Source organism: Alteromonas lipotrueae, assembly GCF_019249255.1.
GTDB classification, from domain to species: domain Bacteria; phylum Pseudomonadota; class Gammaproteobacteria; order Enterobacterales; family Alteromonadaceae; genus Alteromonas; species Alteromonas lipotrueae.
Map to the genome: position 1 here is coordinate 355,625 of NZ_JAESDJ010000003.1, position 15,708 is coordinate 371,332.

The following is a 15,708-nucleotide window of genomic DNA, read 5'->3' on the forward strand; positions in this document are numbered from 1 at the left end:
GGATCAGGTTAAATTTTGACTAAAGAGGCTATAAGCGGTGGCATCCACAATGGCACCTTTGTGCTGGATAACAAACCCCGCACTCTTGGATGCTTTCTCGACTGCTTCTTTTTGCGACGAATCTTCTAGTCTTGCCCCAAGGTAAACGCCGTTGAAGGCATCTCCTGCAGATGTTGTATCTACGACATTCTCAACTGGCGTAAGCGGAACTTGAGAGATATCGCCCTGCTGATTAATAACGGTAACAGCGTCACTTCCATTTTTTATAATCACTTCATCGAAGGTGTAATCACTTAAAAATTTCAGTGTCTCGTCAATAGTGTCTATGCCATACAAGAAATCGAAGTCTTCAATACCGGGAAGAATAATGTCTGCTAACTCATAAGCTTTTGCATAAAGACGCTTAGCGTCATCTTTACTTTTCCACAACGAGGGGCGGTGGTTGATATCAAAGACTAACTTAACACCCGCCGATTTTAACCGGGCTAACAAAGAGAAATACGTTGAGAGATCTTCTTCGTTTATTATCGCTAAGCTTATTCCACTAAACAACACCATGTCGAAGGCGGTCATTGCGGCAATATCGTTGCTATCGAGGGTTTGCATCATGCTTTTTGCTGCAGAATCCGAACGCCAATAAACGAATGAGCGTTCACCACTATCATCTGTATATATGCGGTAGAGACCTAGATGCTTCTCTGCATGCCTGCCTATAAATCGCGGATTTATCCCTTCATTTACAGCATGCATGACCATTTCATCACTTAACGCATCGTTGCCAACGGCACTAATGTAATAAACGTCATGTTGGGGAAACGTACGTTTCATATAAACAGCTGAATTATAAGTGTCACCTGCGAATCCTTGAGAGAGTAAGCCGTTTTCAGCTTCTCTAAGCTCTGACATACATTCGCCAATAAAACCAACTCTCATGCTACACAGACTCCAATTTAATATGCACTGTCTACTCAACGAAGTAGCCGTTCAATCCGAGGGCTAGCTAAATCTTGTTGGTACCAGATAGATTTCACTTACCTAATCCTCACATTTATGGGATTATCAACGCTATTTAGCCTAATTACACTGAACCGATACTGATTTCACTATTTGCTCGCCAACCATGGCCATATAAGCCATTTACGATCTTCGCTTTGTGTAAAAGAAATGTCACACGAAAAACACAATCTAACCAATTGAGCGCCCAAATACAACCAATTTATTTTACCATAGAAAGCATTTGTTATTACCAAGAGCAAATAACTCGAGGTTTATTCGTGCATATAATCGTGATTGGCACCAGGATATTTCTTGCACTTTGCGAATAGGCACACTTTCAGGCTACAATCCGTGTAACAGCGACGTTACCAATATATTTAAATAAGGTTAAATCATGAAATCTCGCCGGCTTTTCTGGAGTATTGTAGAAAAACTCGAAGACTTAATCGATCAAGGTATATGTCCAGCAGGGAGCCGACTGCCAGCTGAACGAGAGCTTGCGGAGACCTATAATGTGAGCCGCCCTACTATTCGCGAGGCGATAATCGCGCTGGAAGTTCGCGAACGAGTGGAAGTAAAAACGGGGTCTGGGGTTTATGTAACCGCGCAAAAAAATGCCCAGCACTCAGCAAAGCCTATTAGTGCCTTTGAGCTGACCCAAGCCAGAGCATTGATTGAAGGAGAAGCGGCTGCACTTGCCGCATCCACAATAAGCGACGACGAGGTTTCTGCGCTTGAAAAGGCCTTATTAGATATGGCCGCCCCAGATACTGCAGATGAGGCAGACCAGCGCTTTCACCATATTATTTCCCAAGCCACACATAACCATGCGGTGCAACTTTCGGTTGAAAACCTATGGGAACTTCGCCGATCAACGCCCGAAATAGTAGCGGCCTATAACGACGTTTGCTCTCAAGGTGTAGAACAACGAATAAATGAGCACACAGAAATTTTCAACGCAATCGCTAATAGAGATACTGCAGCGGCACGTAAAGCAATGCATAGCCATTTTAATCGCCTTATAAATGCGTTATTTGATGCAAGTGAAGCAAAGGAGTTAGAAGAGATTAAACGGAAAACAGATGAGACTAGAGGCTTATATTCAATTTCTCATCTCAGTAAATAAAGCACCGGCCTTGGTGAAAACCGTTTTTACGTAAATCACAAACAAAACAGGCTTCTTTCGAAGCCTGTTACTTACTAGGGTACTCAGAGTATTTTTGTTTTTCTTGTATGAGTTTGTATTTGAGTAAATCTGTTTTTACTAATACGGGTATCTGAAAATTAGCGCGTCAGCATTAGACCCGTTAACTTCAGCTAAAAATATATAAACATCACGCCACTTTGTCAACCACAAATAAGAAAGCGCATTACCAATAGACATTACCAATAAGCGGTAGATGAATATACCGTTACCTTCTTCTACTCGATTGCTTTTATTTAAATACGCATTCGGTGTACGGATTTGCTTTACGGCATGCAAAATACAGTTTAAAAAGCGCGCTATTGTTTAGTCTATAATTTCGAGTATTCTGCTCGTCATGGTTTTGCGAATTATAATCAAATGATCCTAAATACGTTTTTCGACTTTCTTCAAGAAAAATGGACACTGATACAAGCATCGGTGTATACCTCGACATTTCTTATTCAAGTAATGCTTATTGTGGTGATATACGCTCTTGCCTTCATTCTAGCAAGGCAGGTTAGAAGGCCTTTTAAGTTCACACGAGAAACGCCACAAAGCGGCAGTCATACACTACACAACATGCTATTCAAACTTGGCGGAACACTGTTTCCCGTGATTACCATCAGCATACTGAAGCTGACTACTGTTTTGGGAGAGCAGTTTCAGTTCGACGCGTGGGTACTTGAAATAGCTGTTGTAGTGGCAGTCATGCTATTTGTTGCTTCCTTGATCAGAGGATTCATCGACAACCCCGTTTTCGCAGGTTTCATGCGATGGATAGGTTTGCCTATTTTATTTTTACATTTAATCGGCGTATTACCTATTGTTACCGGTGCGTTGGAATCGATGTCACTATCGATTGGAAATGTCGAAATTTCAGCTTATGGAATAACGCGTGTATTTCTCTTTGGCGGGTTGTTGTTTTGGTTAGGTCGAGCATCTAATACTCTTGGAAAAGACATTATTCGCAGCCACACCACGCTAGATGTGTCTACCAAAGAAGTGTTCGCCAAGCTCTTTGAAGTTGCCTTATTTTGCATTGTATTCCTGCTACTACTAAACGTAATGGGAATAAACCTAACAGCCTTAGCGGTATTCGGTGGTGCGCTGGGCGTGGGGTTAGGTTTGGGGCTGCAATCTATCGCTTCTAACTTTATATCAGGCATTATCATATTGCTTGATAGGTCTCTAACGGTAGGTGATTTCGTAGAACTTGAAGACGGCCAAAAAGGTATAGTGCGCGAATTTAAAATGCGCTATGCAGTACTGGAAACCTTCGATGGTAAAGATATTCTCGTGCCTAACGAGAAGTTTATTAGCTCATTATTAATAAACTGGACCCATAAAGATCCCAAACAGCGTTACCGCATCGACTTTTCAGTCGCTTATAAAACTGATATTCGAGCAATGGTAGAGATTATAAAAGAGGCTGTAGCTCAACACCCTCAGGTCATTAGCGGGGAAGGTATACCCTTTGAAGAACTGCCTGATTGCGAAATCGACAGTTTTGGTGACTCAGGCGTTAATATGTTTGTTGAGTTTTGGATGGATGGCGTTGATGACGGGAAAAATCGCGTTGGCGGTGACCTTCTATTAACCGTATTCGAAACCCTGCGAGAGCACCAAATTGAAATCCCCTTCCCTCAACGTGAAGTGCGTGTGGTTAACGAAAATGGTATTGGTATTCGTAATACCACTCCCTAGTAGCGAGAGAGTAGTACATCCCACTGCCATTGAGCATCGCGTAAATTTAGCAGGTCGATAAACTTCTGATAATCGGCCTGCCCCATGGCATTAGCCACCGTTTTTAATTGAGACTTGGCTCTTATGGCTTTTACTTGAAGTAACTCTAAGCGTTTATCGGCATTTTCACCAAAGTTACTGTCTAAAATTTGATTGGCCTTTTGATTTGCATCCCAAAAGGTTAGCACATAACCAATGAGTTTTAGATGTACGCCTATCATCTGCTTGCTTTCTAGAACGTGGGCCAAACTAGACGTAGCCAGCCTTTTTTTAAAGCCACTTTCCGTTTCTGGTTTTGCACTAACTGATAAGTGCTCAAGCGCTTCTTTATATTCTTCAATTAGCCTAATATGCTGCTCACCTCCATATTGCTCACTTGAAAGTGAATCCAAATCCTCGGCCAGTATTTCTAGGTTAACGAGCTGTCGCTGTATAGTTGCCATGATTATTTGTTAAATACTTAGGTATGCTTGATGGTTTATGCGTTTTTAGGGTACATCAGTTGCTCTCAATCACTGAATTTTGTCATTACTTTGAGGTTACTACTCAACCTTTACTACTCTGTCTTCACATTTTTGGCTGTCATTTTTTCATAACCACAACTATGCAATCAATTTTAGGTGACTTACGACACCGCTAAAGCGCGCATTGTTTTTTATTTAAGCTATTCAGTGTATAGAAAGTTGGCGAGAGGTGCAGCGTTAATCTTGGGTATCTTTTTAACGCCTTTTAGTGTTTCCTTTTATTTCTTAGCAAGAAAAAACGCGGGCACTTAAACAATGCCCGCGTTTTTATTCAGTAAGTTAGCCTTAAATATTACTTATTTAATGGGCTGCTTAAGTCATGACGTAAATCGAAGCGATCGAGGGTCATCACTTTTGTCCACGCATCTACAAAATCCTCTACAAATTTAGTTTTCGCGTTGTCGTAAGCGTAAACTTCAGACACCGCACGCAATTCACTATTTGAACCAAACACTAAATCAACAGGTGTAGCTGAGTAGAGTACCTCACCCGTTTTACGGTTTATACCCTCATAAACAGCGGCGTCGTCTGTTTTTCTCCACTTCACATTCATATCAAGTAATGTAGTAAAGAAATCATTATTGAGTGTACCCACATTATTTGTGAAAACACCATGGGTGCTATTGCCATTGTTCGCACCTAATGAACGCATACCACCAATTAACACTGTCATTTCTGGCACGGTTAAGTTTAGTTGGTCTGCTTTATCTACCAACATTTCTGCAGGTGAACGATAGCTTGCATCTGCATTATAAAAGTTGCGGAATGCATCAGCCGTAGGCTCTAACAGAGAGAACGAGTTCACATCAGTTTGCGCTTGGGTTGCATCACCTCGCCCTGGTACGAACGGCACCGAAATCTCAACGCCTGCATCGGCAGCCGCTTTTTCAATAGCCGCCCCACCTGCTAATACAATTAGGTCAGCCAACGAAATTTTAGGGCTTGATGACTTTTTGCCATTAAAGTCTTTTTGGATCTCTTTTAATTTAGCGATCACGGCTTTAACGGTTTCAGGTTCATTTACTGACCAATCCATTTGTGGTGCAAGTGCAATACGAGCGCCATTTGCACCACCTCGGTAGTCAGATGCTCGAAAACTTGCCGCCGAGCCCCAGGCTGTTTTAACCAACTGTTGTACGCTAAGGCCCGACTCTAAAATAGTCGCTTTTAACTTTTTCGCGTCGCCATCACTAACGAGCTTGTGATCAGCATGAGTTACCGGATCTTGCCATACAAAATTTTCTTCAGGAATATCATTACCAAGATAACGTGCTTTAGGGCCCATATCTCGATGGGTGAGCTTGAACCAGGCTTTGGCAAAGGCAGTTTGATATTCTTTTGGATCAGCAAGGAAGCGTTCTGCTATCTTGCGATATTCAGGGTCGTACTTAAGCGCTAGATCGGCCGTTGTCATAACCGGCGCATGTCGCTTCCCTTCTACATGAGCGTCTGGCACTGCAGTTTGCGCCGACTCATCAGTCGGTATCCATTGAATAGCGCCTGCAGGGCTGCGAGTTTGTTTCCACTCAAAGCCAAGCAAGTTTTGTAGGTATAAACTAGTCCAACGTGTTGGAAGTTGTGTCCAAGCACCTTCTAAACCACTGGTAACTGTATCTTCAGAATGTCCTTTACCACAATTGTTCTTCCAACCAAGGCCTTGTTCTTCCACACCTGCGCCACCGGGTTCTGCTTCTAAACAGTCCGCAGGCTTGTGAGCGCCGTGCATTTTACCGAAAGTATGCCCACCAGCAATTAGCGCCACTGTTTCTTCATCATTCATGGCCATACGCTTAAACGCGGTACGAATGTTCTTCGCTGAACCCAAAGGATCAGGTACACCTTTAGGGCCTTCTGGGTTAACGTAAATTAAACCCATGTGAGTCGCGCCTAATGGACGTTGTAACTCTCCGCCTTTTTCTTCCCGATCGCTAGCGAGCATTTCTACTTCAGGCCCCCAATAAACCATATCAGGTTCCCAATCGTCGGTACGCCCCCCCGCATAACCATAGGTATCAAAGCCCATGTTTTCCATACCTACCGTACCGGCAAGTATCATAAGATCACCCCATGATAATGCTTTCCCGTACTTTTGCTTTATTGGCCAAAGTAGTCGGCGCGCTTTATCTAGGCTTGCATTATCAGGCCAGCTATTAAGCGGGTCGAAACGCATTTGACCGCCATCGCCCCCGCCTCGACCATCTAACGTACGATATGTACCTGCACTGTGCCATGAAAGTCGGATAAAGAAAGGACCATAGTTTCCATAATCAGCAGGCCACCAATCTTGCGAAGTAGTCAGCAGTTCATTCACATCCGCTTTAACTTGGTCTAAATCGAGTGAAGAGAATGCTTTTGCATAATCGAAATCGTCACCGAGTGGATTTGAGCGACTGTCGTGGTCACGAAGTTGAGATAAGTTTAATTGTTCTGGCCACCAAAAATTATTCGTTCTTGCTTGAAAAGGCTGAACCATGCCTGTTCCTTTTGCGCCGGCTGGCTTGCTAATTTCATCGTTAGCAAATGTATGTGTCGTTCCTAACGCCAATGAAATCAAACCCGCTAATGTAGCTTTGCGTACCCTGGTAATTTTCATGTCTTTGTCCCATTTAGATGTGTATACACCCGCAAATGCATGAGTTCGGCAATTCGCCGACCCATTGCAATTTGCGATTAACAATTAATTCACATAAGTAAGATAGTTAGAGGGTCGCTTAAAAGACAGTTAAAAAATTGAATGACTACGATAGGAAATACTGATTAAGGCATTTTGTCCAAAAACAGATACTCAAAAACGTTGGCTCAATCGAGCTCTGAGGTATGTTTACGCACTTTAGGGGTCATGTACTCTTTTCATACCGTAAGAAAGTTATGCCGTACAACTTTTAATCGGCGGCTAAAAATTGCGCAACCTGAACATAAAACTGAGTAAGACCGTGAAACTCTTTCCCAATATTTCCCTTGTTTAAGACAATTTTACGCTGGCACGCCGATTGAATAGTCAGTGTTATCAAACGTGAAGCATTTCATCTTCACGTGGATCTTCCTTATTGGAAGCTAATGGAACGTTGGAAATTAAAACGAGGATGTCATTATGAAAAACACACTTACAGCACTTGCAGGTATTGCAGCACTTACATCATTCGGTAGTTTTGCTCAGTCAAACGACTACTCTCTCGACGAAAGTGGTTTCTATGTTGGCGGTAACTACGGATACCTTCGCGTAGAAGGTGAAGACGATTTTGATGACGACAAAGATGTATGGCAAGGACTTGTTGGTTATAAGTTCAACGAGTGGGTTGCGGTAGAAGGTAGTTTTATCGACTTCGGTGACTATGGCAACGACATTGCTGGCGGGGATACCGATGGGTACACGGCGGCGATTAAAGGAATTCTTCCAATAACAGACCGTTTTTCACTGTACGCTAAGGCGGGACAGTTGTGGTCAGAAACAGAATATAACCTAGGCGGCGTTTCTAGCGACTATGACGACGAAAGTCTTTTCGTTGGCGCAGGTTTAAGTTATGCCATCACTAAAAACTTTTTGGTAAACGCCGAATACACAGTGTATGACGCCGAGCTAGATGCGGAAGAAGCCGTAGATGATATCGACGATACTAACTTTGAGACAGATTTGAAGCAGGCAAGTATCGGTGTTGAATATCGATTCTAAATACCAAAGTTAATTGAGTTACCCCTAAATGCGGCGCTTTACAGCGCCGCATTTTTATTTACATCCCTTACTAAAAACAGTTACCTCCAAAACAGGTTAATGAATGTCAAGCTAACGACATGTTTTTGAGATAGCATAAATCATTCCTATAAACGAAAAGACGGCAGTAGACCTTATGCTAACACTTGCTCTTATCTACCTTGGTGCTGCGCTAATTGCTGTACCTATTGCTAAACGCTTGGGTTTGGGCTCAGTGCTAGGCTATCTCATTGCCGGGATTTTAATTGGTCCATTCGTTTTATCGCTCGTGGGTGACCAAACCGAAGTGATGCACTTCGCTGAGTTTGGGGTAGTGATGATGCTGTTTCTTATTGGCCTGGAGTTACAACCTTCCCGATTATGGACGTTAAGGCATTCAATCGTGGGGTTAGGTGGACTACAAGTGTTGCTCTCGACCGGGGCTATCTTTGCCATCACCTATTATGGATTGGGGCTTGCTTGGCAAAGCGCATTAGCAATTGGCTTGATGCTAGCGCTCTCTTCAACCGCTATTGTTATCCAATCTCTGGAAGAAAAAGGCTGGTTAAAATTAGACGCCGGCCAAAATAGTTTCTCGGTACTGTTATTTCAAGATATCGCCGTTATTCCTATATTGGCACTTATGCCGCTACTCTCATTCCTTCCCGCCAGTGCTGTTGATGGGTCTAACCACTCACTGGTATCGGATTGGTCTGCCATGGGCAAAGTGGGTATTTCTATTGCCGTAATTGTTACCATTATTCTGGCGGGCAAATACATTTCCACCCCCATATTCAGGTACATTTCCCAAACTCATATGCGAGAAATATTCACGGTTTTCGCGCTATTCTTAGTGATTGCAATAGCACTACTGATGCAGACCGTCGGCCTTTCTCCTGCATTAGGCACCTTCTTGGCGGGCGTGGTGCTTGCAGAGAGTGAATTCAGACATGAACTTGAAGCTGATATTGAGCCCTTCAAAGGGCTGCTACTAGGGCTATTTTTCGTTACCGTTGGTGCATCCATTGATTTCGGATTATTAGCTGAGAACAGTTTACTTATATTACTGCTAGTTGTTGGTCTTGTGGCTATTAAAGGTTTAGTGCTTTATGGCTTAGCCCATCTCTTTTCGATTAATTCTCGTCAACGACTATTGTTCACTTTAGCCTTAGCACAAGGCGGGGAATTTGCTTTCGTGTTACTTTCTCTATCGCGAGAGTTAAGTATTTTAAGTTCTGAGGAAGCCAATATTGTCACCTTAGTAGTAGCGCTTTCCATGGTCGTTACCCCGTTGCTGTTAATGATTTACGACCGCGCACAAAAATTCCAAAAGTCATCCGCACCTGAATTTGATAAACCAGAGGAAATAGAAGCTTCTCGGCATGTGATTATTGCGGGCTACGGCAGATTCGGACAAGTTATAGGGCGACTATTGAAAGCCCAAGGTTATGAAGTAAGTGTACTTGATCACAGCCCTAGTCAAATTGACTTGTTAAGACGATTCGGCAATAAAGTCTTCTACGGCGACGCAGCGAGAAAAGAATTATTAGAAGCGGCAGGGGCAAATTCTGCCGATCTGCTTGTTATTGCCATTGATGATCCACACAAAACAATCGAAATTATCGATATTGCTCGTAAACACTATCCAAATTTGAAGTTGGCGGTACGGGCCAGGGACAGGCGCCATGCTTATGAACTTATTCGTATGAAAGTCGGCACCTTTAACCGAGAAACTTTCGACTCTGCATTGGTACTTGCGGTTGAATCGTTAAAATTATTGGGGAACGATGATGTAGATGCTGAGCGCGCAGGAAGGTTATTTAGAGAGCATGATGTTGAATCAATGAACTTACTTGCCGAATTGTGGGGCGACGATCAATCTTATGGTGTAGCAATTAAACAGCGGATGGATGACCTCACCCAAGTATTAGCACAAGATACTGAAGCAAAGGATATGTTTAATACCTGTGACAGTACCCGTGCTCCTAATGAAGCTAGCGAGGCGAAAGAAGGATGAAACTGAATATCGGCAAAACTGCAACGATAGAATAGCTACAATAAAGTATCAAAATTAATAACTTTATCTAATTTACGATACCAGCCTTAGGATGAGTACCCTATTGCTCTTTTTATACTTTGGTATAATCCTCTCTCGAATTAATCTTAAGGGCTGTGTGTTGTACTTTTTTCTAGCCACCTGCATTATTGTTTCTATCGCGATATGTGCGGCACTTTGCGGCTACTTCACGATAAAAACGGTTTATCAGAAAAAGACAATATTTCGCTACTGGTCAGTTGCCAGTGGTTTGCTTTGCTGTAGCTTAATTTCTCGTCTTAGCGATACACTACTTTCACTCCCCTCTTCTTTTTTCATTTTAGGACTCATTACATTTGTTGTGGGTTTCCATCAGGTATTTTTGGGGTTGGAGTCACTTCAGAAGCACAAAGACTACAAACTTAACCGCCATGCGCTTCCTGTACTAGGGATAGGGGTAAGTGGAATATGTGCATTGTGGACAATGCCTGCGCTGGCCGAATCTGTGGCCATGTTTTTTTGTGCCGCCCTTGTGCTTTTAAGCGAGGGGGTGCTATATAACGACAATAGAGTAAAAGAGGATAAACGCGCCTTACTTCGCCGCTTGCTGCTTATCTCCTCTTTTTCGCTTTTCTTACATGGCACTGTGTCGGTGGTAAATTCTATTACCGGTGGTATGGATGACTTATCGTTGCTGTTCCAGCTCACTTCTATGCTGATGGTGATAAGCGCTGCATTAATCGTTTTATCGCTGATGCGATGTAGCACAGAGCCAGTATCTCAATCACTTTATACTCGTTCACTTAGAAGCTCGGGCGCGGTGGTGCTAACCCGTGACGACTTTATTCAACAAGCCATTAGGAAACTTCAACAAACTGACAAACATGAAAACGTAATTTTGTTAGTTGAAATAGATGGCTACCAAGACGTAGTAGATAACTACGGCGCAAGTGCCGGTGAAAGCGCCAGTTATCAAGTGGGTCAATCTCTTATTCATTTTACCCGCTCAAATGATATAGCGGGGCAAATAAGCGAAAGTAAGTTTGCGATTATGCTAAGCGGCGTCACCATTGATTCGGTTCATGTGGTTGCTGATAGATTGGTAAAACAAGTATTTTCAAAAAATGTTCAAACACTAGACAGCGCGCCCATGTTTACTGCCAGTATTGGTATTGCGCCTTCCTCTGATATTGTATTTTCGTGGCAACAAGGTGAGCCGTTCGATGAAGACAGCATAAAACGACAGGACGGTACTAGTTTAGTCTATATGCTGTCACCACTTAAAACGGCCTCGCTGTAAGCTTTACGCTGAATTATCGCGCTTTACCTTCAACTTCCCTTCAGGCCTCAATTACCCTACTCCTATGAAAAAGTTACATTCTCCGATTCCAACTAAATGAAAAATCTTCACTCAAACCGTCTTAAAAACAAGATTTATTAATAAGTTAGCGTCCAAACATAAAACCACTTTGACCCGGAACGTTTCCTGCAACTTCTCTTGTATATTTACTTTATTACACGGAAGCGATTTCGGGAGACGACATGGTTGATAACAATAATATATTCAAACCAGGTGAAAACTGTTGGGTTAGCAGCAAAGCAAATTTTGTTGCGCCACTTATAGACTGTGGTAACTATTACAAAGCGCTACACAGCGCTATTGTAAAAGCCAAACACAGTATTTTTATCATTGGGTGGGACATTGATAGCCGTATACGCCTTTTAAGAGGTGATGACGAAGCAAACAGTGAAGCCCCGAGTGTTGTCAGTGATTTACTTGCATGGAAAGCAGAAAACAACCCCGATTTAAACATATACCTACTTCGCTGGGATTCTTCTCTCGCATTTTTCTCAAAACGAGAAATGTGGGCAAAAGAAGTGTGGGAAGAAAAGACCCCAGATAACGTGCAAACCGAGCTTGATGACACCATCCCTATGGGTGGCAGTCAGCACCAAAAGATTATCGTGATTGATGATGAACTGGTTTTCTCTGGCGGCATGGACATTTCAACGAACCGCTGGGACACCCGCGATCACCCCGTTGTATCAGAAGAACGAGATGGGCCTGACGGTGAGTACCCCCCGCTACACGACGTGCAAATGGTATCTTCCGGTCCGGTAGTGGCCGACTTTTCTAAACTGGTTCGTTGGAGATGGTTGCGGGTTGCCGAAAGTGAACCGGTAGAGATTCGAGAGCAAGCCGATACATCTCTAGATGGTCCGATCCCCGACACGTGGCCAGAAGATTTTCCGCCTATCTTTGAGGAAGTTGACTGTGCGCTAGCCAGAACAATTCCGTTTATGGACGAAGTTGAGCCAGCGCAAGAAGTACGCACCATGCTACTTGATTTAATCGGTCAAGCTGAGTCGCTTATCTACATTGAGAATCAATTTACTACTCGTCAGGAAATTGCTGAAGCGCTGAACAAACGTATGAAGGCACGCCCTGACTTACACGTCATTATTGTGAGCTCTTATGAGCCAAAAGGTAAATTCGAATGTGAGGCTTTTTGGGCAAGTCGTATTGAATTTAAATCTATTCTTGAAAAAGACATCGCCCCTAAAAGAGTAAAGTTGACTTACTCGTCGTGCGAAGACTTACAAGGCAGAAAAGCCTACAAGCGCATACATTCTAAGGTAATGACCGTTGACGACAAATACTTAGTGATAGGCTCATCTAACCTAAGTAACCGTTCTATGACGTTAGATACAGAAATTGACGTTGTACTTAGCGGCAACAGTGACTTAAACCGAGCGGCAATTTTGAATGTTCGTAACGATTTACTTGCTGAGCATACTGGCAGAGACATTTCAGATATGCCTGCACTGTTTGCAGAAGAATATCCTGTTGAAGCATTAATCCATGGGCAAATTGCACACGGATATGTATTAACCGAAGTTCGTGATGAAGTTTTCACCAGTCAGTCGGTAAATAACGTATTTCGTTCTTTATCAGATCCAGAGGAGCCTTTAATTTCTATGCCTTCTTTTGATGGTGGGGCGCTACCCGCGCGTAACCCAAGACGTAGAACTATTATGATCATGTTGGGGCTAGCCGTTATTGCTGTGCTCGGTGGCCTGATGTTCTGGGCGAGCCAATCCATTTCGTGGTTAAGTGGTGAGAGTATTAATGCGTTCCTTGAAAAAAGTAGAGGAACCTACTTTGCACTGCCTACGGTATTATTGGTTTACGTAGTAGGGGGTATACTCTTCTTCCCTGTTACTGTGCTGTCATTAGCGGTTGCCGCTATATTCGGGCCTATTTGGGGCCCAATATATGGCATCATGGGCGCACTGTTAAGCTCCGCTATTTTATTTGCTATTGGTAAACTTTCTGGTGATGCAGGCCTTCGAAAGGTAGGTGGTCCTAAGGTAGAAGCATTGGATGAGAAACTGAAAAAAAGTGGAATAGTGGGCGTTGCAGCCATTAGAATGCTGCCTATTGCGCCTTTTAGCTTAGTGAACTTAGTTGCGGGTATTTCATCAATTGGTTTATTCCAGTTTCTAATTGGTACCTTCTTTGGCATGTTCCCTCCAATGATTGCGAAAGGACTGGTAGGTGACTCTATAACTCAAATCTTCCGCAACCCATCAGTTGAAACCATCAGCTATTTAGTAGGCGGTATCGTGCTTTGGGGCTTAATGATATGGGGCTCTCAAAAGTTTGCTCGCTACTATCAGGAAAATCGTCAAAAGCGTGCATCAGATAATGAAGCATCGGAAAGTAAAGAATGTGCCGCATAATTAGTTACAACATTCATAGTGGGCTGGGCAGAGACAAGTTACAAAATTATCAACGAATTGGGCAATTTCTAGCTGAATCGGGTGCCGACATTGTACTTTTACAAGAGATGGATACACGCCCGTCCGAGCGGGCGATTGAGCGAGATATTGATGATATTTGTGCTAAAAATGTCTACAACTTGGTGTCATCTCCTGCCCTACATGAGCTAAGCGGATGGTATGGCAACGCTGTACTGTCGCGCTGCAACGTTATTGAACAAGAAACCTTTGATGTGAGCCAGCATGGGCGACAGCCCAGAAATGTACAAGTGGTAGTGTTGCAAACTGACAAGGGGCCGCTGACCGTGGTTAACACGCATAAAGGGCTTAAGCGACTAGAGCGCCGCTCGCAATTTGCGTTGTTACATGATTATCTTGAACAAAGGATGCAAGCCAACCCCATGCCATTGGTATTAGCAGGGGACTTCAATGAGTGGCAATTCTTTTCACGGGCTTTCACATCGTTAAACAAGCTCTTGAATCAACAAAAGGTAGGCCCGACCTTTCCTAGTCAATTTCCTATCTTTTCGTTAGATCGTGTGTGGGTAAGTGATGACATCACTGTTTCACAATGCAAAAAGCTGACATCTAAAAAGGCAAGCGTCTTTTCTGACCACCTGCCAGTTCAACTCGACATTAGACTTCCAGAAGCCAACACCCCTTTCATTTCTGACTGATCAGTAAATGCTAAGGAACCTCGCCAGTGTTGCAGCGCCTGCTCACTGGCGACAACTCGCTTAATCACTTTAAGCATTTTTAATACAGCTTCGTTCAATGGGCTAGTTTTGTTTGTCGCAGCCAGCACCAAACGCTGCATTTCCGGCTCAACGATTTTTAACGTAGAAACCAAGCCCGATTCTTCAAGATGAAAAATGGCCGAAGTCGGTAATATCATTACCCCTTCTCCTTGCATAACTTGTCGCAATCCTGTCATCAACTGCCCCGAATAGGCTAAATTATGCTGCAAACTTACCCCCGTGGCATTTTCATAATGTTCGATGAGTTTGCCTAATGCGTCTTTATTGCCAGGCGATAACAGAGGGAATTGGCTCAACGCCCAAAACGGGATACTTTCTCTGCCAGCAAGATGGCTGTACTCACTGGATGTTGCTTGATTGGCCATCACTAAATGTAAATTTTCACGAATCAGCGGAGATACCGTCATAAACCTTGGGTCAACGTCTTGCTCGTAGGTCAATGCAATATCGACTTGTCGCCCCTCTAACCACCCCTTTACCGAATAGGAAGGGCCGGTACTTATTTCAAGTTTCAGTTTTGGATGATTTTGTTTTACCTCTGCGATAAGCGGCATAGAAAGTACATTGCCAATAGACGGAAGCATACCCACTTTCACCGTACCCGCAGTTTTCCCCACTAGCTCTCGCAGTTCAGATTTAGCGGTATTGATATCATCCATGAGCTTAGTGGCATGGCTGAGAAACAAATCGCCTGCTGGGGTTAACGTTACCCCAGAGAAGGTTCGGCTTAACAACTGCGCCCCCATCTCTCTTTCGAGGCTTGCCAATTGCTGACTAATGGCAGGTTGAGCGATATCAAGCTCACGTGCTGCACCTGCAATACTGCCTTTGTGTACTGTGGTCAAAAAATACTGAAGTTGCTTAGAGTTCAATGTCTAGTTTCCCGAATATGACAGTTTTGTAACACATCGCCATAAAGCACAGGTCGCTTTATTGAGATTGAAATCAGCAAGTTACATGCCACAGGCCAGTAAAGCTGAACTAACACTTGTTAA

At 43.4% G+C, this 15,708-nt stretch carries 11 protein-coding genes; 7 read left to right on the forward strand and 4 right to left on the reverse strand.

From position 1 onward, the window contains the following. Window positions 1-3 precede the first annotated feature (3 nt). Window positions 4-933, reverse strand: a complete 930-nt coding sequence (locus tag KYS23_RS06805) for a sugar kinase (RefSeq protein ID WP_159533181.1) — start codon at window positions 931-933, stop codon at window positions 4-6. Between the two features lie 457 nt (window positions 934-1,390). Between KYS23_RS06805 and KYS23_RS06810 the strand changes: the two genes are divergently transcribed. Both KYS23_RS06810 and KYS23_RS06815 read left to right on the forward strand, forming a co-directional pair. After that, on the forward strand, window positions 1,391-2,122 hold the full coding sequence (locus KYS23_RS06810) for a FadR/GntR family transcriptional regulator (protein WP_159533183.1): 732 nt from the start codon (window positions 1,391-1,393) through the stop codon (window positions 2,120-2,122). A 438-nt stretch (window positions 2,123-2,560) separates the two neighbouring features. Then, window positions 2,561-3,886: a mechanosensitive ion channel family protein gene (locus tag KYS23_RS06815; RefSeq protein ID WP_159533185.1), complete on the forward strand. Its 1,326-nt coding sequence runs from the start codon at window positions 2,561-2,563 to the stop codon at window positions 3,884-3,886. Here the strand turns inward: KYS23_RS06815 and KYS23_RS06820 are convergent. Next, window positions 3,883-4,368: a hypothetical protein gene (locus tag KYS23_RS06820; protein WP_218418269.1), complete on the reverse strand. Its 486-nt coding sequence runs from the start codon at window positions 4,366-4,368 to the stop codon at window positions 3,883-3,885. The genes KYS23_RS06815 and KYS23_RS06820 overlap by 4 nt on opposite strands. 373 nt (window positions 4,369-4,741) lie before the next feature. Beyond that, window positions 4,742-7,042 carry a catalase/peroxidase HPI gene (gene katG / locus KYS23_RS06825; RefSeq protein ID WP_159533189.1) on the reverse strand — a complete coding sequence of 767 codons (2,301 nt, stop codon included), beginning with the start codon at window positions 7,040-7,042 and terminating at the stop codon, window positions 4,742-4,744. 498 nt (window positions 7,043-7,540) lie between these two features. On the opposite strand from katG, the gene KYS23_RS06830 reads away from it, so the two are divergent. The 5 genes from KYS23_RS06830 to KYS23_RS06850 all read left to right on the forward strand — a co-directional run bounded on the left by KYS23_RS06830 (window position 7,541) and on the right by KYS23_RS06850 (window position 14,632). After that, window positions 7,541-8,119, forward strand: coding sequence for a porin family protein (locus tag KYS23_RS06830; RefSeq protein WP_126872617.1), 579 nt, complete (start codon window positions 7,541-7,543; stop codon window positions 8,117-8,119). Between the two features lie 175 nt (window positions 8,120-8,294). Beyond that, complete coding sequence (locus tag KYS23_RS06835; protein WP_218418270.1) at window positions 8,295-10,154, forward strand: monovalent cation:proton antiporter-2 (CPA2) family protein; 1,860 nt, start codon at window positions 8,295-8,297, stop codon at window positions 10,152-10,154. A 157-nt stretch (window positions 10,155-10,311) separates the two neighbouring features. Next, complete coding sequence (locus KYS23_RS06840) at window positions 10,312-11,472, forward strand: GGDEF domain-containing protein (protein ID WP_218397798.1); 1,161 nt, start codon at window positions 10,312-10,314, stop codon at window positions 11,470-11,472. 242 nt (window positions 11,473-11,714) lie between these two features. Continuing rightward, window positions 11,715-13,916 (forward strand): VTT domain-containing protein, encoded by a 2,202-nt coding sequence (locus tag KYS23_RS06845; RefSeq protein ID WP_159533195.1) that lies wholly within the window; start codon window positions 11,715-11,717, stop codon window positions 13,914-13,916. Beyond that, window positions 13,904-14,632: an endonuclease/exonuclease/phosphatase family protein gene (locus KYS23_RS06850; protein WP_218397800.1), complete on the forward strand. Its 729-nt coding sequence runs from the start codon at window positions 13,904-13,906 to the stop codon at window positions 14,630-14,632. Before KYS23_RS06845 ends, KYS23_RS06850 begins: the two co-directional genes overlap by 13 nt. Here KYS23_RS06850 and KYS23_RS06855 read toward each other — a convergent pair. Further along, window positions 14,581-15,585, reverse strand: a complete 1,005-nt coding sequence (locus tag KYS23_RS06855; protein WP_159533199.1) for a LysR family transcriptional regulator — start codon at window positions 15,583-15,585, stop codon at window positions 14,581-14,583. The two genes, KYS23_RS06850 and KYS23_RS06855, sit on opposite strands and share 52 nt — an antisense overlap. Window positions 15,586-15,708 lie beyond the last annotated feature (123 nt).

Bases quoted from the DNA above. Each gene is read 5' to 3' on its own strand.
- KYS23_RS06805 (WP_159533181.1), bottom strand. From the start codon at position 933: ATGAGAGTTGGTTTTATTGGCGAATGTATGTCAGAGCTTAGAGAAGCT.
- KYS23_RS06810 (WP_159533183.1), top strand. From the start codon at position 1,391: ATGAAATCTCGCCGGCTTTTCTGGAGTATTGTAGAAAAACTCGAAGAC.
- KYS23_RS06815 (WP_159533185.1), top strand. From the start codon at position 2,561: ATGATCCTAAATACGTTTTTCGACTTTCTTCAAGAAAAATGGACACTG.
- KYS23_RS06820 (WP_218418269.1), bottom strand. From the start codon at position 4,368: ATGGCAACTATACAGCGACAGCTCGTTAACCTAGAAATACTGGCCGAG.
- katG (WP_159533189.1), bottom strand. From the start codon at position 7,042: ATGAAAATTACCAGGGTACGCAAAGCTACATTAGCGGGTTTGATTTCA.
- KYS23_RS06830 (WP_126872617.1), top strand. From the start codon at position 7,541: ATGAAAAACACACTTACAGCACTTGCAGGTATTGCAGCACTTACATCA.
- KYS23_RS06835 (WP_218418270.1), top strand. From the start codon at position 8,295: ATGCTAACACTTGCTCTTATCTACCTTGGTGCTGCGCTAATTGCTGTA.
- KYS23_RS06845 (WP_159533195.1), top strand. From the start codon at position 11,715: ATGGTTGATAACAATAATATATTCAAACCAGGTGAAAACTGTTGGGTT.
- KYS23_RS06850 (WP_218397800.1), top strand. From the start codon at position 13,904: ATGTGCCGCATAATTAGTTACAACATTCATAGTGGGCTGGGCAGAGAC.